Source organism: Pseudomonas sp. C2.3V (assembly GCF_058536325.1).
Genome location: NZ_JBZUBN010000002.1, coordinates 236827 through 263098, shown reverse-complemented (window position 1 = coordinate 263098; position 26272 = coordinate 236827). Strand labels below are relative to the sequence as shown.

Genomic DNA, 26272 nt, shown 5'->3' with positions numbered 1-26272 from the left:
CATCCTAGTCTTCCCACTCGGAGCGGCTGAAGAGATAGCCCTTGCCCCAAACTGTTTTGATCTTGCGTGCTTCGCCAGAGGTATCTTCGAATTTGCGGCGCAACTTCGAGATGGCGACATCAATGGAGCGATCGATACCGTTAAACTCGATACCGCGTACCTGTTGCAAGAGCTGATCTCGACTCTGTACTTCACCGGCATGACGAGCCAGGGCCACCAGAAGATCGAATTCGCCTGATGACAGCTCGATCGGCTGGTCCCGCCACTGAACAACCCGTTCGGTTAAGTCGATTTCCAGACGACCAAAGGTGACACGCGAAGCGTCCTTGCGAACTGTTTCCGGCTGGCTGCGCCGGAGCAGCGTACGAATCCTGGCCAATAGCACCCGCGGTTCACAGGGTTTGGTGACGTAGTCATCCGCCCCCAACTCGAGACCGACCACTTGATCATGACTATCATCGCGAGCGGTGAGCATGAGAATAGGAAGGCCGGCATGATCTGCGCGGAGCTGGCGGCACACCTGCAAGCCATCAAGCCCCGGCAGCATAAGATCCAGGATGACCAGATCCGGGTATCTTTTTCGGACATGCGCTTGAACCTCGTCGCCCCGGGACAGTATGGAAACCGCGAAGGCATGACGTGTCAGGTAGGTGGCAATCAGTTCAGCCAGGGCGGTATCGTCTTCGACCAGCAGGATGGTAGGCATAGCAGGACACGCTGAAGGGTTTGAAAGAGCATAAACAAACCCGACAGCTTCTGTAGCGGTCATTACACTTTTTCACAAATGCCCTACAAGCTTTTACAAAGCCGACAGGGCAGGGCTTTTAGCATGGCGCTCTTCCTGAAGGATGCACACCATGATGCCGCCCGTTAAGTTTTCCCTACGTCCCCTTTGCCTACTGATGTTACTAGCGCTGACAGGATGTGACCGCCCAGCGCCCTCTGCACAGCAAGCACCCGATACGTCTGTCACCGTCGAGACGATCAAACCTCAGCCGCTCAGCTTGGTGACTGAACTCAATGGCCGTTTGGTAGCGCCCCGTGTGGCGGAAGTCAGAGCCCGCGTAGCAGGCGTTCTGCTGCAACGGGTTTACCGTGAGGGAAGGCAAGTCAAGCAAGGCGACGTATTGTTTCGGATTGACCCCGCGCCGCTGCAGGCGGACGTCGACAGCGCCGTGGCAGGCCTGAAAAAAGCCCAGGCCAATCGCTATCAGGCCCATTTGCAGGCCGAGCGTTATTCTGCATTGATCAAGACTCACGCCGTCAGCCAGCAGGACTTCGAAAATGCGCATGCTGCCTTTTTGCAGGCAGAAGCCGAAGTGTCCGCTGCACAGGCCACGCTCAAACGTGCCCGGCTCAATCTGGGGTATGCCACCGTCACAGCACCCATTTCCGGGCGCATCGGCAAGGCATTGGTCACGGAAGGCGCGTTGGTAGGGCAGGATAGCGCCACGCCTCTGGCTATTATTCAGCAGCTCGAGCCTATTTATGCCGATGTGACTCAATCCACCCGACAGATCAACGCGTTGCGCCGTGCGCTGCGGGAAGGGCAGTTACAAACCGTAGGGGAGGATCAGGCCGCCGTAACGCTCGTACAGGATGACGGTACAGCGTACCCAATAGCCGGAAAACTCTTGTTCTCGGACCTTACAGTGGATCAAAGCACAGGGCAGATCACCCTGCGTAGCCAGTTTCCCAATCCGCAGGCTGACTTGCTGCCCGGCAGCTTTGTTCGAGTGCGTCTTGAGCAGGCCAGGAACGAGCGAGGTATCAGTGTTCCGCAGCGGGCCGTTCAGCGCGACTCGGCAGGGCAGGCTAATGTTTTGCTGGTCAACGCTCAGAATCAGGTTGAGGAACGGACGGTCCGTCTTGGCGGTGCCCAGAATGATCGCTGGATCATCGACGAAGGACTGCATGAAGGTGACCGCGTAATCGTTGCAGGCCTGCAATACGTCAGGCCGGGGATGTCTGTCCAGGCAGAAGAGGCAGGAATTACAACCGATGCACCTGCCGACAAGGAAGCCCGATAATGCCAGACTTCTTTATCAGGCGCCCGGTATTTGCCTGGGTCGTCGCCCTGTTCATTCTGCTGGCAGGTGTGCTGGCCATTCCCAATCTTCCGGTGGCGCAGTATCCCAATGTTGCGCCCCCCCAGATCGAGATTACCGCAACCTACCCGGGCGCCACGCCGCAGACCCTGGATGAGAGTGTTGTCAGTCTGATCGAGCAGGAGCTTAACGGGGTCAATCACCTGCTCTATTTCTCCTCCAGCAGCAGCCAGGGAATGGCGACGCTTACGGTCACGTTTAAACCAGGTACTGATCCGGAGCTGGGCAAGGTCGATATACAGAACCGCTTGAAAACGATCGAGTCCAGACTGCCTCGAGCGGTTACGCAGCAAGGTCTGGAGATCGAAGAGGTCTCGGCCGGGTTTCTAATGCTGATCACATTGACGTCTACCGATGGACGCCTGGATGAAACTGGTCTGAGCGACTACATGGCGCGTAACGTCGTTAATGAGCTCAAGCGTATCGAAGGGGTAGGCAAGGCCCAGCTGTTTGGTGCCGAGCGCGCCATGCGAATATGGATTGATCCGCAAAAACTGGTAGCTTTCAACCTGACACCGGCCGATGTTAGCCAGGCGATCAGCGATCAAAATGTGCAAGTGCCCGCCGGTAGTATCGGCGACTTGCCTACCCGCAGCACGCAGGAAATTACCGCAGCCGTACAGGTGAAAGGGCAGCTGTCTACACCTGAGGAATTCTCGGCCATCGTACTCAAAGCCAACGCCGACGGATCGACGGTTACCGTAGGTGATGTCGCACGGGTCGAAGTGGATAGCCAAAGCTATCAGTTCGGGACTCGCCTCAATGGCAAGCCGACCACCGCTGTGGCTATCCAGCTAGCGCCAGGCGGTAATGCGATGAGCACGGCTACCTTGGTCAAAGCCAAGATGGAAGAGCTGTCACACTACTTCCCGGCCGGTGTGAACTACGACATTCCTTACGATACGTCGCCGTTCGTCAAGGTCTCGATCGAAAAGGTGGTTCATACCTTGATCGAAGCCATGGTGCTGGTCTTTGCCGTCATGTTTCTGTTTCTGCAAAACCTCCGTTATACCCTGATACCCGCACTGGTGGTTCCTGTGGCCTTGATGGGGACATTTGCCTGCATGTTGGCCCTAGGATTTTCCATCAACGTGCTCACCATGTTTGGCATGGTATTGGCGATCGGTATCCTGGTGGACGACGCTATCGTTGTCGTTGAGAACGTCGAACGAATCATGGCGAGCGAAGGCCTGACGCCTCGGGATGCCACGCGAAAAGCCATGACAGAAATTACCGGTGCGATTATCGGAATCACGCTGGTGCTGACGGCGGTGTTCATCCCGATGGCATTCATGCCGGGCTCGGTCGGAATCATTTACCAGCAGTTTTCTGTCTCGATGGCGGTTTCGATTCTATTGTCGGCGTTTCTGGCGCTGAGCTTGACACCTGCGCTGTGCGCAACGCTACTCAAGCCGATACCGCACGGTGTGCATCACGAGAAGAAAGGATTTTTTGGATGGTTCAACCAGCGGTTTGATCATGCCGCGGACGGCTACCAGCGTTGGGTCGCCAATGCCATACGCCGTACAGGTCGTTACATGCTGGTCTACGGTGTGCTGCTTGCAGGGCTCATGCTGCTCTTTACTCGCCTGCCGTCTTCGTTTCTGCCTATCGAGGATCAGGGCTTTACCATTACCGATATCCAGCTGCCGCCCGGAGCCAGCCAGAACCGCACGATTGAAATCGCACGGCAGATCGAAGCGCACAATGCTACGGAACCCGGCGTAGCCAATACCACCATGGTGCTGGGCTTCAGCTTTTCCGGCAGCGGGCAGAATGCAGCTCTGGCATTTACCACATTAAAGGATTGGGCCGAACGCCGTGTCGAAGATTCGGCCGACGCCATTGCCGAGCGTGCCAATATGGCATTTGCCGGACTGCAGGATGCCATTGCCTATTCGCTCAGCCCACCGCCAATCGAAGGGCTTGGGACTTCCAGCGGCTTTGAGCTACGTCTACAGGACAGAAGCGGAAAAGGATACGAGGCTTTGCAGAAGGCGCGGGATACATTGCTGTCTGCCGCTGCAAAAAGCGCCCTACTGGCAAACGTACGAGAGACCGCGCTGGCCGAAGCGCCACAGGTAGAGGTCAAAGTCGATCGGCTCCAGGCGAGCGCTCTGGGTGTCTCGTTCGCCGATATCAGCAACCTGCTTTCGACTGCCATGGGTTCGGCCTACGTGAATGATTTCCCCAACCTGGGCCGCATGCAGCAGGTCATTGTTCAGGCCGAGGCCGATTCCCGCCTTCAGGCAGAGGATATCCTCAAGCTTGAGGTGCGTAACGCGTCCGGCAAGATGGTGCCTCTGGCTGCCTTTTGCGAAGTAACGTGGACCACGGGACCGGCGCAGCTGACCCGCTACAACGGCTATCCCGCGGTCAGCCTTTCGGGTGAGCCTTCGGCGGGGCACAGTACAGGCGAAGCCATGGATGAAATCCAGCGTATGGTCGATCAGCTGCCTCAGGGGTTTGGTCTGGAATGGACAGGGCTTTCGCTTCAGGAAAAGACCTCCGGCGCACAAGCTCCCTTGTTGCTGGGACTGTCCTTTTTGATTGTCTTTTTGGTTCTGGCCGCGCTTTACGAGAGTTGGTCGATTCCAACAGCCGTTCTGCTGGTCGTCCCACTGGGCATCCTGGGTGCCGTAGTGGCAGTCGTCCTGCGGGGCATGCCAAACGATGTGTTCTTCAAGGTTGGGCTCATCACCATCATTGGACTGTCGGCAAAAAATGCGATTCTGATCATCGAGTTTGCCAAGAGTCTTCATGACCAGGGCCATAGCCTATTCCAGGCCACCGTCGAGGCAGCACGTCTGCGTCTGCGTCCGATCGTAATGACCTCGCTTGCATTTATCCTAGGTGTGGTTCCCCTGGCTATTGCGACGGGTGCCAGCTCCGCCAGTCAACAGGCCATTGGCACAAGCGTGATCGGTGGCATGCTGACTGCTACCTTCGCGGTTGTCTTTGTTCCGGTATTTTTTGTGAGCGTCATGCATTGGGTCTCTCGCCTTACCCGCTCGCAAGCCAGAGGAGGGCAGCGCCATGAGTAAGTTGTCTGTTCTTCTACTGGCCGGCCTGCTGGGTGCCTGCTCTTTGGCGCCTACCTACGAGCGGCCCCCTGCACCCATACCAGCGGACTATCCGGGAATATCAGCCCCGGTGAACCCAGCTGAAACGGTTCCGGACTGGCAGGCATTGTTTACAGATCCGCGCCTGCGTCGGCTTATCGAGATTGGGCTGAATCAGAACCGTGACCTGCGTATGGCAGTGCTTCGCGTTGAAGAGGCGCGGGCGCAATACAGAATCCAGCGGGCGGACCTGTTGCCGAATGTGAGCGTAAGCGGCTCGGCAACCCGTCAGCGCTCCCCAGCGCTCGGGCTGGAAAACACCGGTGGGCTACCGGCTCAGGCCGTAAGCAGTGGAAGCCAAGTCACCAACTTGTATACCGTAGGGGTAGGGCTGAGCACGTACGAAGTGGACCTCTTTGGCCGTGTCCGCAATCTTCGAGATGCAGCCTTGGGTGAATATCTGGCGTTGCAGCAGACGCGACGTTCGGTTGAGCTATCACTGATCTCTGAAATCGCTACGGCTTATACCAACCAGCGTGCCCTTAGCGAAAGAATGGCCGTAACCCGGCAGGCCTATGAGAGCCGTCAGCAGAGTCTGGAATTGATTCATCAACGTTTCGACTATGGGATTGGTTCTGAACTGGATATCGCTCAGGCTCAGACACTGCTAGAGACAACTACCAGTGATCTTGCCGCATTGGAGCGTAGTATAGGACAGGCGGATAATGCGATGGCCCTCCTGCTCGGTCAGCCATTGCCTCATGATCTGCCGCCCGCCCTTTCGCTGGAAAGGCAAGGGTTGGACAAGCCCTTACCCGCCGGGCTTCCGGCAGAACTGCTGACCCGCCGACCGGATATACAGGCTGCCGAAGCCCGGCTGAAAGCCAATTACGCCACTATCGGAGCTGCGCGCGCTGCGTTCTTTCCAAGCATCAGTCTCACGGGCAATACCGGTTTTAGCAGCGCAGAACTTTCAGACCTGTTCAACGGCGGTAATCGCTCATGGAGTTTTACGCCTCAGATCAACCTGCCAATTTTCACCGGCGGTCGTAACCGCGCACAGCTTGAGGTCGCGACGCTGCGCAAAGAGATCAGTGTGGCGGAATATGAAAAATCCATACAGACCGCTTTCAAAGAGGTGTCCGATGAGCTGGTCGCGCGTCAGCCACTTCAGCGTCAGCTCGACGCCCAGGAGCGGCTTCGTGACAGTGCTGCCAGAAGCCTTGTCCTTGCACAGCAACGGTATCAGCAGGGGCTCGATGAGTACCTGACGCAACTGGATAGTCAGCGCACGCTGTATCAGGCTGAAAATACCCTGATAGACGCCAGGCTTCAGCTGGCCTTGTCACAGATCAATCTATTCAAGAGCCTTGGCGGAGGTTGGAGCCGAGACCGGCCTTAATCAAAGTAATGCATGTCTTCTGATGCTCCTTTGGATGGAAGACATGCCCTCAGGCGCCTACGTGGCGCCTTTTTTATAGATCAGACCATCGGCTGAATTGATCATGATCCCAACCATGCAGTTCGCCCCTGCGGTCAGCCGGTGCGCCCTTATTATCTCAAGAGATAATATCCGTCCTGATGTGCGCCGTTATAGCATCCATCCTGCCAGAGCCTTCCGCTCAGGAAGGCAGCCTGCCAACAATAAAAAGGATTGGGTGACGCTCATGATCACACTAGGTCAAGCCCAGGTATTTCTTCAACAGAGAAGGGTCTTGAGGAATGACGTAGTTCAACCCTTGGGGGCACGTGCATTCGACATATTGGAGCTGTTGCTGGAAGCAAGAGGGCAGGTGGTCAGCAAGGACGAGATCCTGCAACGCGTATGGCCCTCAACAGTTGTTGAAGAGAACAACCTCCAGGTGCACATCTCCGCCTTGCGCAAATCCCTTGGTTGCAACAAGGACCTGATACGAACAATACCAGGCAGGGGATATTTGCTCATTGAGCAGGATGAGAAAATTTCTGCTTCCCAGACTCTGGCAGTGCCGATGAAGGTTGAAACAGGCAACCTCCTGGTAGGGCGCGACGAGCTTCTGCTACAGATCTACGATGCGCTGACACGCAACATGCTGGTAACGCTCATAGGGTGTGGCGGTATTGGCAAGACGGCTGTGGCATTAGCTCTTGCGGCCTCCATTCGAGACGAGCACACCAGAACGGTTTTTCAAGTTATGTTTGGCGATGAACAATCGCCTGATGGACTCTTGGAAAAGCTGGCCAAGGTCATGGAGATCGAGCCGGGTTCCATCGAACAGGTCATGAACCGGCTCAAGCAACGGTATGCAAACGATGAGCTGTTGATTGTGCTCGATAACTGCGAGCATCTGATAGAAGCCGTGGCCTCGCTGTGTGAGCTTTTATTCGAGACAGGGCTTGCCTTGAAGATTCTGGTGACCAGCCGCGAACCATTGAGAATACGCAACGAGCATACGATCCGTATCCCACCGCTTGAAACGGCCGATGCCCAGTCCAGTCCTGAAACCATACTGGCCTGCAGCTCAACCCAACTACTGCTCCTTCGACTGTCAGGGCTTGATCCCTCATTCGTTACTGATGAGGCCAGTCTGGACTTGTTGGGCGAAGTGGGCCGTCTGGTTGATGGGGTGCCGCTGGCGCTGGAAATGGCTGCAATTCGCGCCTCAGCATTGGGATTGCAAATTTTGATCGACGAGCTCATCGACAGACCACACATGCTCGATGCCAGTCTGAGGACGGCACCTGGTCGTCAACAAAGCCTGACGGCCTGTATCGAATGGAGCTACCGGCTGCTGGGGGTAGAAGAGCGTACCGTATTACTCATGATCAGTCGCCTGGAAGGGCAGTTTTCACTTGATGCGGTCTGTGAAGTTGCCAGCGGCCTGGGGTTTTCTCATCGACAGCTGATGAACAGCATGATGGGGCTCATTACCAAATCCCTGTTACTCACTGTTCCCTGCGGACCTTTCCACCATTATCGGCTGATGAGGGCGACCCGCAGTTATCTGCAGCATCAGGGGCATCCCGGTCATGACGCTTCGCTCAGACTGTGCTCATGAACAGGATGGTTCATGCTATGAAGGGAGGTGTTCATACCTGTGAAGAGAGTTACTGCATGACCGAGTCGTTCTGCCTTGAAGCCATCGCCTCATTAAAGGCACAGGGCTATGAGCCAGTGGTATATATCATTGATGACGAGGCCAGTATCTGTCAGGCGTTGTCACGTCTGCTCCGCTCGTACGACATTCGTTGCGAAACCTATTCAGAGCCCGAGCCGTTTCTAAATCAGCCTCGCCCTCCACAACCGTGTTGCCTGTTGCTGGATGTCAACCTGACGCAGGGAGATGGGTTTTCGCTACAGGATGAAATGAACCAGCGAGGGCTCACGTTGCCGATTATTTTCATTACTGGCTTCGGCACGATTCCGATGTCCGTACGGGCGATGAAGGCTGGCGCGCATGAATTTCTCACCAAGCCATTCAATGATGACGATTTGCTACGGGTCGTTGCTCAGGCCCTCACACTGGATGCCCAGCATTTGGCCTACCGATTGGAGACGGAAACCCTGCGGCAGCGCTACCAGAGCCTTACACCGCGGGAAAAAGAGGTCCTCGAGCTGATTTTGAGCAGCCACATGGTCAAGCAGATTGCGCTGACACTGAACATCAGTGAAATCACGGCGAAGGTTCACAAGCGACACGTACTCACCAAAATGAAGGCAAGGACGCCCCTCGAACTGTTGAAAATCTATGAACGGCTCCAGCAGTGAGCCTGCCGGTGCGGCGAGACTTGCCACTCATGAGAACGCTATTATGACTGTCATCTGCATCGTCGATGATGATGCTTCGGTACGCAAGAGCCTGGGAAACCTCCTCAAGTCAGCAGGCTATCGCCCAGCCAGCTTCGCATCGGGCGAGGCCTTTCTCGAATCAGACGCGGCGGATACGGCAGGGTGCGTGCTGCTGGATATGTGCTTGCAAGGCCTGCATGGTCTGGAGGTTCAGCAAAAGCTATTGGTAACAGGCAAAAAGATTAGTGTGGTATGTATGTCGGCGCATGCCGATGACCAGATCAAGCAATGCGCTTACGCTGCAGGCGCTATCAGTTTTCTTGACAAGCCATTCGATGACTTGACGCTTCTGGAACGGATCAGCGTTGCGTTGGCCCGGTATGACCAAACAAAAATATGACGGATTATGGGTATGAGTGGTCAAGTACAGCAGGCGCCATTGGATAAGGCCTGGTTGCAGCGGCTTTCCTGGCAGCCGTTCGATGCCGGGAGGACTCACCGCTTCAGTGTCCGCGATCCGCTGACAGGTGAAACCTGGCTTGCCTGCACTGCTGCGCTACGGAGCGACAGGGGCGCCTGTCAGAGGCTTGAGCGGGAGTTCGCCCTACGCCATGTGTTGCAACCCGAGTGGGCACTGGTACCTGTTGCCTATATCTCAACGCAGCAGGGGCCGGCCCTCCTGCTCGATCATCAGCACGGGCAACCGGTCGGGCCACTTGCACCCGACGGCAATCGCATTGAATGCTTTATCGTCAGGGCCCTTGCCGCAACTCACGCCCTGGTTTGCCTGCATGCACAAGGTTTGCTGCATCAGGACATCAAGCCAGACCACTTTGTCCAGGTTTCTGACAGCGGAATACGCCTGACCGGATTTGGCAACGCGATATCGCTGTCGCAGGCCGAGGCTCCACGCAGCAGTGCCTTGCAGGGTACGATTGACTACATGTCGCCCGAGCAGCTCCACGGGGCGCAGGGTTGCGTAGACGTTCGCAGCGACCTGTATGCGCTTGGAATGACATTTTATGAGTGGTTGACAGGCAGGTTACCGTTTTCGGGAAGCGATGCGGTTGAGTGGTTCCACAGCCATCTGGCCCGCCAACCTGCACCACCCAGTCATTTCGACACGACCATTCCGCCTGTACTGGATCAGATCATCCTGACCCTGATCGCGAAGAATCCCGCCGAACGTTATCAAACAGCCAAGGCGTTATCGCTGGAACTGGAGTGCTGCCTTAAGATGTTGAGGCAACCCGGACGCTCTACTTTTTCGCCCTCTATCACTCCTATTCTCAACATGCGCGATACCTTTGTTGGGCGGGAGCAGGAAATCGGCCATATGGCCGCAGCGCTTGATCGTATCAGGCGTTCGCAAGGATGCGAATTCATTCTGATAGAGGGTACTTCAGGCACTGGCAAGTCGGCGCTGGTCAGGCAGTTCGCCTCTGGTTTGCGCAGCCACGATGCCTGTTTTATCGAAGGTAAGTTCGACCAGTTGAAGCAGACGCCGTTTTCACCTCTGGTTCAGGCACTGAACAGCCTGGTGATAAGGGCAATGGGAGAGGGTAACGAGCAATTGTCCCTTTGGCGGCATTGCATTGACCAGGCGCTTGGCAAACAGGTCGGGCTGTTGATGAGTATTATCCCGGATCTTTACCTGATCACCGGCCCGGTCACCTATACACCCAGCTTGCCTTCCTACGAGCTACACGCTCGGCTAAACGAGGCACTGGTGGCATTGCTAGCGGTATTTGCCTCACCGAAACGCCCGCTCATTCTGTTTCTGGACGATCTGCAGTGGCTCGATACGGCAACGCTTACGTTTATCCTGCACGTGGTCAGGGCAAATATTCCTAACCTGCTGTTCGTTGGCGCATACCGCGAGAACGATGCGCGTCTGCAGAGTGAGTTTCAAACATTCCTGCAGCAGTTGACGCATTCTTTATCCAGCCTCACCACGCTGCCGCTAAGGCCTCTGTCTCTGGACGAAACCGGCAAGTTGATTGAGCACTATCTCAAGAGCGGTGCTGTTTCCATCAACTTACTGGCTGGCGCGGTGCAGGACAAAACCGGTGGCAATCCGTTCTTTACGCAGCAGCTTATTCGCCATCTACTTGAGGAAAAGCGCCTTGAGCAGAAAGAGGGGCACTGGCAGTGGAATCTGGGATACCTCGAACAGCATCACTACGCCGATAACGTTATCGATCTGATGCTTAGCCGTCTTGAGCGGTTGCCTTCCAACTGTCTCTCGTTGTTACAGACATTGGCCCTGATGGGTAACGATACGCCGCTTGCCACGTTGGCAGGCTTGAATGGCTTGTCTGCAAATGATGCACAGCATCAGCTACAACCTGCGCTGAATGCTTCGCTGGTCAATCAGCAGGACGGCCGCTATCGGCTTTCCCATGATCGAATACAGGAAGCGGTTTATTGCTCGATACCTGAAGCACAGCGTCTGAAGCAACATGCCCGGGTCGCCTGTTATCTGATCGACCTTATCGATACTGCAGGCCAACCCGAATCACGTTACGCCATTGCCTCACAGATTCTGCGGGCCGGTATTGCCGCATTTCGGGCTGCTGATTATTCGCTGATTATTACCGCACTGCTGAATGCGGCGCGGTGTGCCAAGGCTGCGGCTGCTACTCACGCGGCGCTGGAGTATCTGCAGCAGGCCGAAGCCTTGATGGATGCAATGCATCGGCCCATGGACGAGCAGCGGCGCGCCCTGAATCTGCTATACCTGCAATGCCTGTTACTGTCCATGCAGCTGGAGGTAGTGCCCCACCGGTTGGAGCTGGTCCTCGCTCAGCTGACATCGCCTGTCGAGCGAGCCGAGTTTCATCAGATCGGTGTAGAGCTGCGCGGCCTGCAATCCGACTACCAGGGTGCTGTGGACGTCGCCGTTATTGCATTAAAGGAGCTGGGTATCGACCTGGCCAGCCTGAGTGCCCCATGGGACGAGATTGATCGCTGGCTCGACACTCATGGCATTGAGTCAGTCCTGCACTTGCCGCTGATGGCCAACGACGCGATGAGGCCTGTTGTAGGGTTGCTTTCCAGCATGATCATACCTGCAACGGTCGTCGATTCTGAGTTATCGTTTCGGCAGCAGTGCCACCTGATGCTTTTTACACTCAAACATGGCATGACTGGCGCCGGTGCAGAAGGCATGGCTTGGTTAGGGGTATTGATTGCGCAGCGCCATGGCTCATATGCCAAAGGCTATGAGCTGGCTAGAACCGCGTTGCGTGTCGTGGAGCAACATGGCTTTCATGACGCGCGTGCAGCTGTGTTGGTGCCGCTGGATCAGGTCAGTGTCTGGACGCAGCCCATAGAATACGCACTGGACTATGCGCGACAAGCATGTTCTGTAAGCTATACCGAAGGTAACCTGACGATATCGAGCTATGCCTGTATGCATATCGTGTTCGATCTCATGGTTGCCGGCAAGCCGCTATCCGAGGTTCAGGAGCACCTTGAGCTTGCCCGCTCCTTTACCGATCGTATCGGTTTTCGGGATGTTCAGCTGGCCATACAGTACTTTGAGCAATATATACGGCAGCTCGGCATAGCATACGACCCTTGTGCACCGGCTCGTGACGGTATTCAGAGTGAGACGACAATAATCTTGTTCTGGGGGGGCCTGCTGCAGGGTATCAGTGCCTATCACTTTGGGTACTATGCTGACGCCCAGTCGGCGCTCGCACAGGCCGCTCAGTTGTCCTGGTCTGTACCGGCGCATATTCATCTGATTGATCTGCATGTGTTCCAGGCGCTGACCTACGCAGCACTTGCCGGGGCATGTCCGCTTGAGCAAACCTTGGCTGCTATAGAGCCCCATCGACAGCAGCTCAAAGTATGGGCCGATATCAATCCCAACGTCTTCAAGGACAAGGCAACGCTGATTGACGCCGAATGCGCTCGAATTGCGGGCGACGGACTCAACGCTCTGACCTTGTACGAAAAAGCTGCCATGCTGGCGGGGCGTTATGGGTTTACGCCCATTCAGGCCCTGGCTCATGAGCTGGCAGCCAGGCATTGTCTGGTTCATGACCTGCATGTCGCCAGCCAAGGCCATCTGGACAGTGCGAAACGGTGTTATCAGGCATGGGGCGCACATGCAAAGGCCGCCCTCCTGGAAAAGTGTTATCCGTGGTCAGAGTCACTGCTACCTGGCAAATCGGCCACCCCAATCGAGGGCCAGGAAAGCCTGGATCTCATCTCGGTACTCAAGGCTTCCCAAGCGTTGTCACAAGAGCTTGAGCTGGACAACCTGATTGCCCGGCTAATGACGAATACCCTGATCCACGCAGGCGCCCAGCGTGGTGTTCTGCTCTTTGTGGAGCACGAGCAGGCAATGGTTGCGGCCAGCAGCTGGGTTGAGCCGAATCAGGAAGTAGCCATCGATTTGATACACGAACCTGCAAAGCCCGAGTGGTTGCCTCTCTCGATTCTCAATACTGCAATAAAGAGCAAGCAACCGGTTGTGCTAACCGATACACGTCAACCGTCGCGCTTTTCGGGGGACCCGTATTTCGCAGACCATGAGGTACGTTCACTGTTATGCCTTCCGCTGCTCAAGCAGGGCGAGGTGGTAGGTGCCCTGTATCTCGAAAACAGCCTGATGCCGGGTGTTTTCACTCAGGAACGAACCCAGGTCCTGGAGTTGCTGGCGGCCCAGGCCGCCATTTCGTTGCAAACCGCTCGTCTTTACGAAGAGTTGGTAGCCGAAAACCAGCGTCGGCAAGCCGTTGAAATGGCGCTTCGAGAAAGCGAAAGCTTTCTTAAACTCGGACAGCAGATCAGTAACATTGGTATTTATCGCTGGAATCCCATTACAGACGAGGCGGTATGGACTTCAGAAATGTATGCTCTGTTTGGTGTTATAGAGGGCGATGTGCCTCCCGGCTATGTAGGGCTGTGGAACCTCATTCATCCCGATGACCTGGCTGGGTTTCAAGCCCACGTAGACATGGCGGTGCGCGCTAAGAGGCCGTATCGCTATGAGATCAGGATCACTACACCCCAAGGACTGGAAAAGCGCCTGGAAACCATGGGACATCTGGATGGCGAAACCTATATTGGGGCCGTTATCGATCTTACGGAAGTCAGAGCGACCGAATCGGAGCTGCGTAACGCTCGCGCCGAACTGACGCGAGCGGCGCAGGCAACCATCCTGGGTGAGCTGGCAGCCTCTATTGCGCACGAAATCAACCAGCCACTGGCATCCATCGTATCCAATGCCAGTGCTGGCATTCGCTGGCTGGACAGACCTCTGCCTGAGCTTTCGGAAACCCGGGAAAGCCTGGAAGAAATCGCCAAGGAGGGTAAACGGGCTGGTGACATCGTGCATGCATTGAGGTCTTTGACCAAGCAGACCACTCCCGATCTGCAACCCTTGCCTATCGACGAGGTGATCGCCACGGTGCTTCGGCTGATATCCAGTGAAATCGAACATCGGCACGTCATGCTTACCTCCCGCCTGACTGCGCGTAGTGTTAGGGTTCTCGGCGACCGCATCCTGTTGCAGCAAGTGGTACTCAACCTAGTCAACAATGCACTCGAGGCCATGCTGCAGGCTAGTCAGCCTCCCTGTCGGCTGGAGGTGTGTTCAAACGTGGTGGGATCGGAATATGTAGTGGTGTCGATCGAAGATACCGGCGTAGGCATCCCTGACACGAACCTCGGGCAGCTGTTCGACGCGTTCTTTTCCACCAAGAACAGCGGCATGGGAATGGGGCTGGCGATCTGTCGCTCCGTTATTCAGTCCCATGGCGGAAGTATCCATGCCTATGCGGCCCGTAAGCGCGGCAGCGTGTTTGTGTTTACATTGCCGTTAGCGGCAGTGGGACAGGCATAGCCTGAAAGGGCCTCGAGTAGTCGAGGCCCTTATCGGTCATGGCATCATGGGTAATTCGTTGGGACGCAGATCGAAAATGATGACCTCGGCCTGTTTACCGTTGGCCAGCGTAAGCACCTGTTCGTTGCGTACACGCACGCCGTCGCCTTCCACCAGCGGTTGGCCATTGAGCTCGATCTGCCCCTGGGCGACATGCACATAGGCGTAGCGATCTGATCCCAATGTTAGAGTCGCTTGCTCTTCACCGTCGAACAAACCGGCGTAGACACGAGCATCCTGACGAATTTCCAGTGAGCCCTGCTCACCTGTAGGTGAAAGAATCAGGCGCAACTGGCCACGTTTGCTATCCGCACTGAAGTGCGTTTGCTGGTAGCGAGGCTCAGCACCTCGAGCGTTGGGCACGATCCAGATCTGCAAAAAGTGTACGGGATCATTCTGGGAGTGGTTGTATTCACTGTGGGCGACTCCCGTTCCGGCGCTCATGAGCTGCACGTCGCCCGGACGAATGACGGAACCTGTACCCAGGGTATCCTTGTGCTCAAGCGCACCTTCCAGTACATAGGAGAAAATCTCCATGTCCCGATGGGGATGAGTGCCAAACCCTTGCCCCTGAGCGACACGGTCATCATTGATGACCAACAGATCCGAAAACCCTTGTTCTTGTGGGTTGCGGTAATTGGCAAAGGAAAAGGTGTGGAAAGACTTGAGCCAGCCATGGTTGGCAAATCCACGTTCGGTTGCTTTGCGAAGGGCTAACATATTCGGTCTCCTGGTCAATCAACAGTATGTTGTTACCTGTATCGGTATGCGACCAAGAGTAAAGCGATCAAGCGGGGTGATAAATCACTTGAAATGCGTAAAAAAGTCTCCATCTGGTTGACAGTAAGACGAGTCTGCTCGATCAGACAGGCTCCCTTTAGCGATACGCACAAACGTTCAATACAAGCCTCGTAAGTCAGTCTATTGTTATTGCAACCCGGGCGGATATCCGTATCGCCTGTCTGCCGGCTGACCCTGCTGGTTTCTAGGAGAATCTTCTATGGCCCGAACGACCTCTATCGACCGCTATCGCAACATCGGCATCGTCGCTCACGTGGATGCTGGTAAAACCACCACAACCGAGCGAATCCTTTTCTATACTGGCGTGAACCATAAAATGGGCGAGGTGCATGACGGCGCCGCGACCATGGACTGGATGGTGCAGGAGCAGGAGCGCGGCATCACCATTACGTCCGCGGCGACTACTGCATTCTGGTCTGGCTCGACCAAGCAGTTCGACAAATACCGGATCAACATCATCGATACGCCTGGGCACGTGGACTTCACCATTGAGGTGGAGCGCTCGCTGCGGGTACTCGATGGTGCGGTCGTGGTGTTCAGCGGCGCGGATGGTGTGGAACCTCAATCCGAGACGGTCTGGCGTCAGGCAGACAAATACCATGTGCCTCGTATTGCGTATGTGAACAAGATGGACCGTGCGGGAGCGGACTTCCTGCGCGTCGTTGACCAGATCAAGAAACGCCTGGGTCATACTCCGGTTCCGATTCAGCTGCCGATTGGCCGTGAAGAGAACTTTGTCGGCCAGATCGATCTGCTGAAGATGAAGGCCATCTACTGGAATGATGATGATCAGGGGATGACCTATCGTGAAGAGGATATTCCTGCCGAGCTGCAGGCTGAGGCCGAGGAGTGGCGCGAGCGCATGGTCGAAGCTGCTGCCGAAGCCAATGAAGACTTCATGAGCAAATACCTGGAAGGGGAGCCCTTGACCAACGATGAAATCCGCACGGGTCTGCGGCTGAGGACACTGGCGGGTGAAGTCGTTCCGGCTGTATGTGGCTCATCCTTCAAGAACAAGGGTGTACCCTTGGTACTCGACGCGGTCATCGACTACCTACCGTCACCTACCGAGATTCCCGCCATCAAAGGCGTGCATCCTGACGACGCCGAGCGGACTGACGAGCGCCATGCCGACGATAACGAGCCTTTTTCGGCGCTGGCGTTCAAGATCGCTACGGATCCCTTCGTGGGCACCCTGACTTTTGCGCGGGTGTATTCGGGCGTGCTTTCATCAGGTGACTCGGTACTCAACTCGGTAAAAGGCAAGAAGGAGCGCGTCGGCCGTATGGTGCAGATGCATGCCAACACGCGGGAAGAAATCAAAGAAGTTCGCGCAGGCGACATCGCAGCCTTGATCGGCATGAAGGACGTGACGACCGGCGACACTCTGTGTTCGGTTGAAAAGCCGATCATCCTGGAGCGTATGGATTTCCCCGAGCCGGTTATCTCCGTAGCGGTTGAGCCTAAGACCAAGGCTGACCAGGAAAAGATGGGGATTGCCCTAGGCAAACTGGCCCAGGAAGACCCTTCTTTCCGCGTCAAGACCGACGAGGAAACCGGACAGACCATCATCTCAGGCATGGGCGAGCTGCACCTCGATATCCTTATCGACCGGATGCGGCGTGAGTTTAACGTTGAGGCGAATATTGGTAAGCCTCAGGTGGCCTATCGCGAGACCATACGCAATACCTGCGAAATCGAAGGCAAGTTTGTTCGCCAGTCGGGTGGTCGTGGGCAGTTCGGTCATTGCTGGATTCGATTTGCACCCATTGATGAAGGCGAGGAGGGTCTGGTGTTTACCAGTGAGGTCGTGGGTGGCGTGATTCCCAAGGAATATATCCCGGCTATTCAAAAGGGTATCGAAGAGCAGATGAAGAATGGTGTGCTCGCCGGGTATCCCTTGCTAGGTCTCAAGGCCACGGTCTTCGACGGCTCTTACCATGATGTGGACTCCAACGAGATGGCATTCAAGATCGCCGCCTCGATGGCAACCAAGCAGCTATCCCAGAAAGGGGGCGCGGTACTGCTCGAGCCAATCATGAAGGTCGAGGTGGTGACACCTGAAGACTACATGGGTGATGTAATGGGAGACCTCAACCGTCGGCGGGGCCTGATTCAAGGCATGGAAGATACCCTTTCCGGCAAGGTGGTTCGGGCCGAGGTTCCGTTGGGCGAAATGTTTGGCTATGCGACTGATGTACGTTCGATGTCACAAGGTCGTGCCAGCTACTCGATGGAGTTCTCACGCTATGCAGAGGCACCCAGAAATATTGTCGACGCGTTGATTAAGAAATCTTAAGGATCGGTTCAGATCTTTTCCAAGCAACGCTAGTACTTTTAGGCCGACTCCCTCTGGGGAGCCGGCCTTTTTCGTTTCGCCTGAGATAAAGGCGTTGCGATCACATGTTAATCATTGATGACAAGCAGGTATTTTCGTTTAAGAACGCTTCAACTTCAGACAAGGACCTTAAGGGTGCCTAAGGCCAATACTGGACTCCAACCTTACTGTTTCAAGGAGCGTTGGAATGGCCTCGCTGGATTTCATCTCATCGAACCACTTATCTGCAGCTACGGCTGAAGAACCTGAGTCAAGCGTTACCAACGCTGCACAGGTATTTGTACGACGCCTGCTCGAAACGCTGGATAACGTTCAAGACATGGCGGGTCCGATCAGTCGTACCTTGATAGATGAACTACAGGCTCACCTTTTGCCAGAGACTGTACAGGTGACCTTACCGAGTGAGGATCGGATTGCCTTGTCTCGCTGGCAGGAGCAACTGGCCAAGCGTCTGATGATGGAGCAGTTGGACGATGGCCTATCGGTATCCGAAATCGCCAGTGCCTGCTCGTTGTCAAGAAGCCATTTTTCCCGAGCCTTCAAGAAAAATACAGGCGTTTCGCCACGTGACTGGTATCAGCAATTACGAATTGCCAAGACCAAGCGGATGCTTCTGAACACGTGTTTGCCGATAAGCCAGATCGGTGCGGAATGTGGTTTTTCAGATCAATCCCATTTCACCCGCGTATTCACGAAGACAGTAGGGTGCACACCGCTTAGCTGGCGCCGCTCGGGAGATCAGCAGGCCATACGTCAGGCCTGAGGGTTGCGCGGAGTATAGGTACATCTATACCGTCAGATGGTCCTTGAGGAAGTTGGCGAATGTCTGCACAGCTCGGGATGACTGACGATGCTGAGGGTAGACCGCATAGAAGGCTGAAGTGGGTGGCTGGTGCGCTTGTAAGACCGGCTGCAAACGCCCATCGTTGAGCGCGTCACTGACAATGAAAACCGGCAGATAGGCAATGCCAAGACCGGCCACCGCCGCGTCCCGGACAACTTCCCCGTTGTTGGTCCGCAGCTTGCCTTTCACGGGTACGCATACGAGCTGGCCCTGGGTTTGAAATTTCCACTCTACGCTTTTCACATGGCCGTAAAGCAAGCACTCATGGTGACGCAAATCATCCGGTGTTTCGGGGGTTGAGTGGCGCTCCAGGTACGCCGGGCTTGCGCAGGCCGTCATTGGAATGTCCATCAGACGCTTGGCGATAAGTGTAGAATCCTCCAGCATCCCGCCGCGGATCGCCATGTCATACCCCTCGGCCACCAGGTCTACTGCTCGATCATTAAGGTCCAGTTCCAGACTGATCAATGGATTCTCTTGCATGAACCTGGGCAACAGCGGGCTGACATGCAACGTACCAAACGTCATCGGGGCCGAAACACGTAAAGTCCCGCGAACGTTCACCCCCTGGCTGGATACCAACTCCTGCGTCTCGTTGACTTCATCCAGAATCCGAACGGCACGCTCATAAAGGGTCATGCCCAGGTCAGTAGGTTTCAGGCTGCGTGTCGTCCGGTTGAGCAGGCGTACACCCAGTTCCTCTTCCAGCGCCATGGTTCTTCGGCTGACGTACTGTTTGGAAAGCCCCAGCTTTTCTGCCGCAGCGGTAAAGCTCTGCTCGTTGATCGTAGTTACAAACAGCCTTAAATCCTCGAATTGCATGGCCTGAGTCTCTTCCTGGTTGACAGTCATTCCTAGTGTACTGGCTTTTTCCAGACCTGGATGACTATTAGGCTCCTTCCTGTCATCAAACGTGAGGGAAGCGCATCATGAACACCTTTTTGCATAGTGCGGTTTACGTTATGGCTTCAGCACTGGTGTTGTATATGGCCGTAAGCGGATAACGGCATACCGCATGTGATTTAAAGTGAAACATTTTCTCAGGCAGGCTTTTTGAAGCAGGGCAGCTAGACTCAGAAAGAGGGTCACTTAAATAAGGACACGCCATGCCGTATACCCAAGAACTCATCGAAGAAATGAACCTTCTGGCTCGATATGACCTCAGCAACAGTCTGGCCGGTTTAAAGGTGCACCACGACGCCACGCAAGAAGTCCTGGCCGCTATCAAGCGACTTCATGAAAAGGGCCTGATCAGTCAAGTCGACGGTGGTTATCTGACAGGCTTGGGAAGGGATGCAGCAGAACATGCTCAGGTGTTGTTGACGATCTTGAACCCAACGGCGTAAGGACTGCAAAAAAGTCCTTCGTTGCGGGGTTAGTCTGAGTAAATCGTTATGATGGCAGGCTGCGGTACCGTACTGAAAACCCAGTAGCCTGCCTGTTGATGCTGATACACCCGTCAAGTGATCGCGTCTATATGACGGCACACTCAGGCTGGATTGTATCAACCTCCACCTGTGAGTCCGAGTGTGCCACGCCCTCTATCAACGTATAGCGAGTAAGCAGTTCTTGTACAGACTCCGCTGAATTGAACATCAGCACGTCGATAATGGAAAGGGAAGGGACGAACTCAGCAGAAAGCTGCGGATAGGTCACTTCATCCATCTTGATGAAGCGCAATTGCAGCCCATGATCGGCGAAACAGTCAGGATAGTAGAGTGGGACACCGCCGATTGAGTTGAGGTAGCGGGTGCCTTCCAGCTGCTGAACGATCCGAATGATGCGGTCCTGCTTATCCATCGCCCGGGTATCCGCCAGCTCTGAAAGAATCAGGATGGGCGTCCCGATTTTCATATACTGGCACAGGGCTCGAATCGAGTTTTCGGTGAACCGCGCAAGGTTACGATCCGGATTGGCAAAGATGCTTTTGAGCAGCGCCAGGACTTCTGTTTTATAGGGAGCTTTCTTGTAGGTGTGCTCAAGCATGGTAAGCAGTGCGTCTGCTTCCTGGTCGAACGTCTCTGACAGCCAGCGCTCATTGATAGCGGCCCGGCGACTGCCCTTACGCAGCGGAAAGGTAATCAGCTTGGGCTGACCATCGTGAGTTAATACCCGGTTGCGGTTCATCCAGGAGCCTTTGACGAACTGCAGGTCATCGACCAGCACAAAGACGTCACTGGCGGCGATCAGCTGAAAGTAGCCCAGGTAAGGAAACAGGTAGGGCTGCATCATCGAAATCGTTTTAAGCATGGTGCTTCTCCTTGCACGGCATGACGGGAATCGGGTAGGCGTGCGTTCGCGTGAGCGTTCTTGGGCCAGAAGCTGCACCGCAGGGCAGCAATACTGCTGAGGAAAGCCTGATCATTTTCGAATGACCGAAGGAATGATGTTGGTGAAGGGTTTGAATAGAACCTTGCGGGCCAATTGCAGGAAGGCCTGAATGCGGTTGCGGTGGGTCATTACAATCAGGGACTGGCTGAATACCTGAGTCATGAAATATTCATATAGGTCTTGCTGGCCGATGCGCTGGTAGTAGCGGGCTAGGCTGTAGTAGGCGTGCAGGCTCATGGCGGTGCGGTGCTTTTGCGGACGCATCGACAAGACGCCATTCTTGTGCACACGGTAGGCAGCCGGACGGATTTCTTTCATGTACTTGCCTTTGCCGTGAGCGCCCAGCAATGACCACCAGCACATGTCCTCCATACGCACACCGTGCAGCTCGGGCGGAAGGGCCTTGATCACATTGCGAAAGCAGACGGTGAGCGTAGAAAAGTACCGAGCCCGCAGCAGTTCCTGCTGACTTGCATCGCGCCGATGCAGTCCGGCCAGTTGAACGTTTCGGATAATGCCCTGCTCGTTGAACATATAGGCGTCGTGGAACGCCATCACATAGTCTTCGTGGCGCTCAAGAAAGTCGACCTGCAGCTGTAGCTTGTGCGGGTCCGTCCAAAAATCATCACCTTCGCAAATGGCAATATAAGGGGTGTCCAGCGAGGCAAAGATTTTAGTAATGAACGGAACACCCAGGCTGTATTGGTTCTGCTGCTGGTAGATAGGCTTGATGATGGAGGGATAGCGTGCGGCATATTCCTGGATGATGGCTTGTGTTCCATCCGTCGAAGCGTCGTCATGCACGATGACCTCGAAGGGAAACCGCGTCTCCTGAATCAGAAAGCCCTCCAGCGTTTCTCGGATGAACGCCGCTTGGTTGAAGGTCAGGCAGACAACACTGACCAGCGGCTTCTCATCAGCACCCCAGTGCTCCCTAATGACCTGTTCGGTTCTTGCTTCCATGATTAAACGCTCGGGGTTTGATCCAAGAGATACGGTTTTGAAAATACGGCTTTGGCAGACACAAACACCAGCAGCAGACAGAGCAGCCCTCGTCCCGCCAGACCTATAAAGGTCTCGATCCGTTGGCTGCCATCCAGGGCTGGCAGCAGCCAGTCGCCTACCGCCAGGCCGAGGGCTGTCATGGCGGCTATACGCAAGAGGTCCGACAACCAAAGGAAGCTAAGGCCCGGTGAATACCGCTCATGAACGATATGAGGCCAGATGACCAGGGAGGCAAGGCTGACCGCAAACCAGACGCCGGCAGCCCCTAGCGCGCTATGGGTCAGAATCCCATAAGCCATAAGCGGCACGCTGATAACCGTTGAGCAGATACCAAACCAGACATGCATCCGCAATTGGCCATGGGCATATTGCAGATAGAATTGAAACCCGCTCATGGCCAGTAACGCGCTGCCAAGGACGTACCAGACCAGGACTGGACCGCTCCAGAGCGCTGCCTCGGCGTTGCCTGTCCAGGCATGGAGAAGCGCTTGTCCATGAAAGGCGATCACACCCGCCATGGGAAACAGCACACTGCAAAACAGACGTGATACGTTCAGGTATAACGCCCGCATCTCAGTTATTCGGCCTTCCGCTGTCAGCATGGTCAGGCGTGGCAACAGCGTTTGTACAAGGGGGTTGGTCAGCGACAGAATGCCGGTCGCGATCAGGGCAACCAACGAGAAATAGCCGTATTCCTGCAACGTAAGCGCTTTGGAAAGCAGCACCTTATCCAGCTGGGTTTGCAGCATCCACAGTACGGTACTGGACGACATACCTAGGGCAAACGGTAAAACAGGCTTGACCAGTCGCCAGTGAAATCCGGTCAGGCGACGAGGACGGGGCATCAGATCATAGGCTCGGTGAGCAAAGGACAACGTTTCCAGCAGCCCTACGAGTGTTTGATAGAGAAAGAAGTGCAGGGGCTGTGCGCTGACATAGGTAATAAACAGCAGCGCGCCAAAATACCGGAGCGTTGCAAAAAAGACATTGATGCCGTTGAGCCAATGATGCTGCTCCATGCCTTGAATACCGCTCTTGTAGAGCGTGGCGTAAAGCTTCAGCACTATCATCAGCCCCATCAGGCTAATGCACTGCCCAATCATCACGGGATCGAGCTGGTTCGCCTGCAGCCACCCATGGGCTATGGCATTACTGCCCATATGAATAGCCAGGCCGGTCAGCACGGCTATCGGCAGGATAAGCAGTTCGAACGAGCGCAGCAGACGGCCGGAGGTGTATCGGCTGTGTTGCTGAGTGCCCCGAAAATGAGCGATCTGACGGGCAAGCGCGGGCGACAGTCCCGCATCCAACAGATAAAGCCACGCCTGCATGGCCGTAAAAAAACCGATCAGGCCATAGGCTTCGGCACCCATATGCCTGAGGTAGAACGGCATGATCAGGATGCCGGCCAGCATTACATAGATCTGACCCAGGTAACTGAGCCCGGTGTTCTTGAGCATAAAACGTTTTAGGGAAGTGCTCACAGGGTGAACTTCTTGCACATGTTGGACAGAGGCAGGGCACTCATAGTGTTGAAAGTAAAGGCGTCCTGGTAAGGCCCGGACGTCTCGCGCTGCGAGCGTACAAGTTGTCTGGCCTCGACTTCTCTGAGCACCGTTTCGATAACCGTGCGCTGCGACTCCCAAGTAAGTCCGGGAAAGATCGGCAGACAGAGCACGCGTTTACTCAAGCCTCTGGAAATCCATTGAGGCTGCTGCGGCTGAAGGTATTCAACGGTATCGAGAGAAGGGTAGAAGTAGCGGCGTGGATTGATCTGCCTTTCGTTAAGCTGACCTGTCACTCTGAGCAGCTCGCTTTCTTCCTGCAGAGCGATTGGAAAATAGCTGTAGTTACGTTCGCTACCCGGCTGCTGATGCTGAAGATCTAGATAGCCTGCCAAGGCTAATTCATACCGATGACCGATTTCAGCCCGCTCCTCTAGGATCAGATCAATATCGTCAAGAACACAGAGGCCCATTGCGGCAGAGAATTCGTTGAGCTTGGCGTTGATACCCGGACCACTCAATCGATTGCCTTCGGAGAAACCAAAGTTGGCAAGTTCACGGGCACGTTGAGCCAAATCATCATCATTGGTGACGATGGCGCCCCCTTCGATGGTATGGAAAACCTTGGTAGCGTGAAAACTCAAGGTACAGATATCGCCCCAATTGGCAATCGATTCTCCCTTATAGCGAACGCCAAAGGCATGGGCGCCGTCATAGATGGTTTTCAGACCGTTACGGTCAGCGATTGCTTGGATGCGCTCCACATCGCACGGATTACCAAATACATGGGTTGCGACAATGGCTGAGGTGTCCTTTTGTAGCCTGGCTTCGATCTGGCCGGGATCAAGGTTCCAGGTGACAGGATCGATATCTGAGAAAACCGGACGAATATGCTCCCACTGCAGTGTGCTACTGGTTGCAATGAAGCTGAACGGTGTTGTGATTGCGCTACCTTGAATACCCAAAGCACGGTAAGCGATCTGAAGAGCCAGGGTACCGTTGCTTGTAAGCACGATATTCCGTACGCCTAGATACTCTTTCAGACGCTGCTCAAGCTGACGAGTAAGAGGACCATGATTGGTAAAACAGCCTGAAGCATATATCTGATCTATATAAGACTGGAGTTTGACTTTGTTGCCAGGGAAAGGCTGCGTAACATTGATCATTTTGTTCCTCGTCCAATGAGCAGTTAAACCTTTAAAACGGGATTGATTACTATTTATAGATTTCTCAATGTCGCCTATCTATACGGATGGTCCCAAGCAAAAGCAGCATCCCAATACAGCGGTAGCCTGAATCGTGTCTTTTTGTGAAACACGTAATAGGAATAGCCTGAGATTAATTAAGTTCAAATGGCTGGTAAGAATATTTGGTTATTGTTTTGCGTAAGTGGCTCAGGGACGGTTATATAAAGCTTTTTACATACAGGCTCATTAACAGGCTTGCATTCAGGCTTACGTTCGCCTGTAGGCCCGTGTTGGCGGCTTCTGTAAGATGCGGCGCTGGGAACAAGTAGAGTGTTGAAGCAGAGCGGTATTGAGCTTTTGATGCTTCGAGCATAGGAGGAAAACAAAAAAAGATACATTCTTTAATTATGAGAAATGGCTTGAAAATATTCCGGGTGAAAAAAGTTAAACGTCCGTTTTAATATATAAATAATTAATCCTTTTATTATCCAGGTATTAATGCCTTTACAGCGCTTGTTGTATATCGGTACAGTCACTTGTTTTTAAACTGCCAGCATATGGGCATGGCGATCAGGCAAGTACTTATGACGTATAAGATGGTTTTTTTGGGCAGTAATGCCGCTGTTCTAGATTATTTTTGTTGCAGTCAAGATTTTGAGGTTGTGGGTGTCATTTGCGAAAGTCAGCTTTTGAATGACGACCTTCTAACCTGTACCGTTCTAAGAAATATTCCACTCAGCGTAGCTTCTTCCCATAAGGACATCGAAACGGCCCTGGCAGGTGTTAATGATATTGATTTCTGCGTCATTTGTTATTTCAGTCGGATCATCAAGCCCAATCTGTTAAGCAGGTTCACCTTCTTCAATATTCACACGAGCTACCTGCCAACCTATAAGGGAAAGCACCCACTCTTTCATGCCATCGCGGCGGGAGAGAAGGAGATCGGTATATCGCTGCACAAGGTTACGGTGGCCATTGATGAAGGCGCGATCATCTCCAGAGAAAAGGTCGCTTTTTATTATTGGATGAGCGAAAAGGATCTGTTACAGGCACTCTTTGCGAAGACGCCTGTGCTTATGGGTGACCTTGTCCGTTATCTGAACGGTGAGTTGGAGCCCGTTCAAAACAGCAAGGGCTCTTACTATCCGCCCTTCGCGGCAGCCTCCATCATCATCAACGAAAGCATGTCTGCATCAGACATCCTTAATCTCTCAAGAAGCCAGGCATGCTACGCCGGTGTCCGTCTGGCGTACGGCAGTCAGTGGTTCAGGATTCGAACAATTACGGTTTCCCAGATGAGCTCCCTGGGTGATCATGAGGTTTTAGGGCGTCTGCTTATAAACGGGCAGCAACCTATCGGCATGCAGATTGATCACACCTACTGTCTTAAATTTGCAGATGTCACTGCCGAATAGCAGTTGTT

General features: G+C 54.5%; 18 protein-coding genes. 11 read left to right on the top strand and 7 right to left on the bottom strand.

Features of this window, described 5'->3' with window-relative positions:
- Nucleotides 1-4: 4 nt before the first annotated feature.
- Nucleotides 5-706 (bottom strand): response regulator, encoded by a 702-nt coding sequence (locus AC4LF3_RS20985; protein ID WP_122043728.1) that lies wholly within the window; start codon nucleotides 704-706, stop codon nucleotides 5-7.
- Between the two features lie 142 nt (nucleotides 707-848).
- On the opposite strand from AC4LF3_RS20985, the gene AC4LF3_RS20980 reads away from it, so the two are divergent.
- The 7 genes from AC4LF3_RS20980 (at nucleotide 849) to AC4LF3_RS20950 (ending at nucleotide 14799) form a co-directional block, all read left to right on the top strand.
- Complete coding sequence (locus tag AC4LF3_RS20980) at nucleotides 849-2030, top strand: efflux RND transporter periplasmic adaptor subunit (protein WP_491836627.1); 1182 nt, start codon at nucleotides 849-851, stop codon at nucleotides 2028-2030.
- Nucleotides 2030-5152, top strand: a complete 3123-nt coding sequence (locus AC4LF3_RS20975) for a multidrug efflux RND transporter permease subunit (RefSeq protein ID WP_491836625.1) — start codon at nucleotides 2030-2032, stop codon at nucleotides 5150-5152. The genes AC4LF3_RS20980 and AC4LF3_RS20975 overlap by 1 nt, the downstream gene beginning before the upstream one ends.
- A complete protein-coding gene (locus AC4LF3_RS20970; protein WP_491836624.1) occupies nucleotides 5145-6572 on the top strand; it encodes an efflux transporter outer membrane subunit in 1428 nt (475 codons plus the stop codon). The genes AC4LF3_RS20975 and AC4LF3_RS20970 overlap by 8 nt, the downstream gene beginning before the upstream one ends.
- A gap of 265 nt (nucleotides 6573-6837) precedes the next feature.
- Nucleotides 6838-8208: an ATP-binding protein gene (locus AC4LF3_RS20965; protein ID WP_491836622.1), complete on the top strand. Its 1371-nt coding sequence runs from the start codon at nucleotides 6838-6840 to the stop codon at nucleotides 8206-8208.
- A gap of 56 nt (nucleotides 8209-8264) precedes the next feature.
- A complete protein-coding gene (locus AC4LF3_RS20960; RefSeq protein ID WP_312271645.1) occupies nucleotides 8265-8918 on the top strand; it encodes a response regulator transcription factor in 654 nt (217 codons plus the stop codon).
- Between the two features lie 52 nt (nucleotides 8919-8970).
- Nucleotides 8971-9339 carry a response regulator transcription factor gene (locus AC4LF3_RS20955; RefSeq protein WP_491836849.1) on the top strand — a complete coding sequence of 123 codons (369 nt, stop codon included), beginning with the start codon at nucleotides 8971-8973 and terminating at the stop codon, nucleotides 9337-9339.
- 12 nt (nucleotides 9340-9351) lie between these two features.
- On the top strand, nucleotides 9352-14799 hold the full coding sequence (locus AC4LF3_RS20950) for a trifunctional serine/threonine-protein kinase/ATP-binding protein/sensor histidine kinase (protein WP_491836620.1): 5448 nt from the start codon (nucleotides 9352-9354) through the stop codon (nucleotides 14797-14799).
- A 36-nt stretch (nucleotides 14800-14835) separates the two neighbouring features.
- Here AC4LF3_RS20950 and AC4LF3_RS20945 read toward each other — a convergent pair whose 3' ends face one another.
- Nucleotides 14836-15558 carry a pirin family protein gene (locus AC4LF3_RS20945; RefSeq protein ID WP_491836618.1) on the bottom strand — a complete coding sequence of 241 codons (723 nt, stop codon included), beginning with the start codon at nucleotides 15556-15558 and terminating at the stop codon, nucleotides 14836-14838.
- A gap of 280 nt (nucleotides 15559-15838) precedes the next feature.
- Here AC4LF3_RS20945 and fusA point away from each other — a divergent pair, with 280 nt between their 5' ends.
- Nucleotides 15839-17938, top strand: coding sequence for an elongation factor G (fusA, locus tag AC4LF3_RS20940; RefSeq protein WP_010799072.1), 2100 nt, complete (start codon nucleotides 15839-15841; stop codon nucleotides 17936-17938).
- Nucleotides 17939-18164: 226 nt separating this feature from the next.
- Nucleotides 18165-18740: a helix-turn-helix domain-containing protein gene (locus AC4LF3_RS20935; RefSeq protein ID WP_491836616.1), complete on the top strand. Its 576-nt coding sequence runs from the start codon at nucleotides 18165-18167 to the stop codon at nucleotides 18738-18740.
- Nucleotides 18741-18764: 24 nt separating this feature from the next.
- Here the strand turns inward: AC4LF3_RS20935 and AC4LF3_RS20930 are convergent, their stop codons facing one another.
- A complete protein-coding gene (locus AC4LF3_RS20930) occupies nucleotides 18765-19673 on the bottom strand; it encodes a LysR family transcriptional regulator (RefSeq protein ID WP_407363822.1) in 909 nt (302 codons plus the stop codon).
- Nucleotides 19674-19927: 254 nt separating this feature from the next.
- On the opposite strand from AC4LF3_RS20930, the gene AC4LF3_RS20925 reads away from it, so the two are divergent.
- Nucleotides 19928-20167, top strand: a complete 240-nt coding sequence (locus AC4LF3_RS20925; protein ID WP_019366276.1) for a TIGR02647 family protein — start codon at nucleotides 19928-19930, stop codon at nucleotides 20165-20167.
- A gap of 127 nt (nucleotides 20168-20294) precedes the next feature.
- Here the strand turns inward: AC4LF3_RS20925 and AC4LF3_RS20920 are convergent, their stop codons facing one another.
- The 4 genes from AC4LF3_RS20920 to AC4LF3_RS20905 form a co-directional block, all read right to left on the bottom strand.
- Nucleotides 20295-21071, bottom strand: a complete 777-nt coding sequence (locus AC4LF3_RS20920) for a WbqC family protein (protein WP_491836613.1) — start codon at nucleotides 21069-21071, stop codon at nucleotides 20295-20297.
- A 111-nt stretch (nucleotides 21072-21182) separates the two neighbouring features.
- Complete coding sequence (locus AC4LF3_RS20915; RefSeq protein ID WP_010799077.1) at nucleotides 21183-22115, bottom strand: glycosyltransferase; 933 nt, start codon at nucleotides 22113-22115, stop codon at nucleotides 21183-21185.
- A 2-nt stretch (nucleotides 22116-22117) separates the two neighbouring features.
- Nucleotides 22118-23641 carry a lipopolysaccharide biosynthesis protein gene (locus tag AC4LF3_RS20910; RefSeq protein ID WP_491836611.1) on the bottom strand — a complete coding sequence of 508 codons (1524 nt, stop codon included), beginning with the start codon at nucleotides 23639-23641 and terminating at the stop codon, nucleotides 22118-22120.
- On the bottom strand, nucleotides 23638-24828 hold the full coding sequence (locus AC4LF3_RS20905; protein WP_122043716.1) for a DegT/DnrJ/EryC1/StrS family aminotransferase: 1191 nt from the start codon (nucleotides 24826-24828) through the stop codon (nucleotides 23638-23640). The genes AC4LF3_RS20910 and AC4LF3_RS20905 overlap by 4 nt, the downstream gene beginning before the upstream one ends.
- A gap of 605 nt (nucleotides 24829-25433) precedes the next feature.
- Here AC4LF3_RS20905 and AC4LF3_RS20900 point away from each other — a divergent pair.
- On the top strand, nucleotides 25434-26264 hold the full coding sequence (locus AC4LF3_RS20900; protein WP_491836608.1) for a formyltransferase family protein: 831 nt from the start codon (nucleotides 25434-25436) through the stop codon (nucleotides 26262-26264).
- Nucleotides 26265-26272 lie beyond the last annotated feature (8 nt).

Coding starts and splice junctions, on each gene's coding strand:
- AC4LF3_RS20985 (WP_122043728.1), bottom strand. CDS start 706: ATGCCTACCATCCTGCTGGTCGAAGACGATACCGCCCTGGCTGAACTG.
- AC4LF3_RS20980 (WP_491836627.1), top strand. CDS start 849: ATGCACACCATGATGCCGCCCGTTAAGTTTTCCCTACGTCCCCTTTGC.
- AC4LF3_RS20975 (WP_491836625.1), top strand. CDS start 2,030: ATGCCAGACTTCTTTATCAGGCGCCCGGTATTTGCCTGGGTCGTCGCC.
- AC4LF3_RS20970 (WP_491836624.1), top strand. CDS start 5,145: ATGAGTAAGTTGTCTGTTCTTCTACTGGCCGGCCTGCTGGGTGCCTGC.
- AC4LF3_RS20965 (WP_491836622.1), top strand. CDS start 6,838: ATGATCACACTAGGTCAAGCCCAGGTATTTCTTCAACAGAGAAGGGTC.
- AC4LF3_RS20960 (WP_312271645.1), top strand. CDS start 8,265: ATGACCGAGTCGTTCTGCCTTGAAGCCATCGCCTCATTAAAGGCACAG.
- AC4LF3_RS20950 (WP_491836620.1), top strand. CDS start 9,352: ATGAGTGGTCAAGTACAGCAGGCGCCATTGGATAAGGCCTGGTTGCAG.
- AC4LF3_RS20945 (WP_491836618.1), bottom strand. CDS start 15,558: ATGTTAGCCCTTCGCAAAGCAACCGAACGTGGATTTGCCAACCATGGC.
- fusA (WP_010799072.1), top strand. CDS start 15,839: ATGGCCCGAACGACCTCTATCGACCGCTATCGCAACATCGGCATCGTC.
- AC4LF3_RS20935 (WP_491836616.1), top strand. CDS start 18,165: ATGGCCTCGCTGGATTTCATCTCATCGAACCACTTATCTGCAGCTACG.
- AC4LF3_RS20930 (WP_407363822.1), bottom strand. CDS start 19,673: ATGACTGTCAACCAGGAAGAGACTCAGGCCATGCAATTCGAGGATTTA.
- AC4LF3_RS20925 (WP_019366276.1), top strand. CDS start 19,928: ATGCCGTATACCCAAGAACTCATCGAAGAAATGAACCTTCTGGCTCGA.
- AC4LF3_RS20920 (WP_491836613.1), bottom strand. CDS start 21,071: ATGCTTAAAACGATTTCGATGATGCAGCCCTACCTGTTTCCTTACCTG.
- AC4LF3_RS20915 (WP_010799077.1), bottom strand. CDS start 22,115: ATGGAAGCAAGAACCGAACAGGTCATTAGGGAGCACTGGGGTGCTGAT.
- AC4LF3_RS20905 (WP_122043716.1), bottom strand. CDS start 24,828: ATGATCAATGTTACGCAGCCTTTCCCTGGCAACAAAGTCAAACTCCAG.
- AC4LF3_RS20900 (WP_491836608.1), top strand. CDS start 25,434: ATGACGTATAAGATGGTTTTTTTGGGCAGTAATGCCGCTGTTCTAGAT.